Source organism: Buchnera aphidicola (Pemphigus obesinymphae) (assembly GCF_026122815.1).
GTDB lineage: Bacteria > Pseudomonadota > Gammaproteobacteria > Enterobacterales > Enterobacteriaceae > Buchnera_C > Buchnera_C aphidicola_BJ.
The window spans coordinates 1-298 of the sequence record NZ_JAIWQW010000127.1 but is presented as its reverse complement, the minus strand read 5'-3'; the positions used below and the strand labels follow the sequence as shown (position 1 = coordinate 298).

At 29.9% G+C, this 298-nt stretch carries 1 protein-coding gene; it reads right to left on the bottom strand.

Translation table 11 applies throughout. The features are described from left to right. A partial coding sequence (locus tag LDP10_RS03410) for a hypothetical protein (RefSeq protein ID WP_265197302.1) occupies positions 1-298 on the bottom strand: 298 nt, incomplete at both ends.

Genomic DNA, 298 nt, shown 5'->3' with positions numbered 1-298 from the left:
CCATCTAAGGGTACCAGTGGTCTTAAATCAGGTGGTAAAATAGGGAGTACATTAAGGATCATCCATTCTGGTTTATTATTTGATTGTATAAATGATTCGAGTAATTTAATACGTTTGGTTAATTTTTTTCTTTTAGTTTCAGAATGGCTGTTTTTTAATTCGTTTCTTAATGTTTCGCATTCTTCTTTTAGGTTCATGTTTTTTAAAAGTATTTGTATTGCTTCAGCTCCCATTTTAGCATCAAAATCATCTCCAAATTCCTCTAGTGCATCTAAATATTGTTCTTCAGTTAAAATTT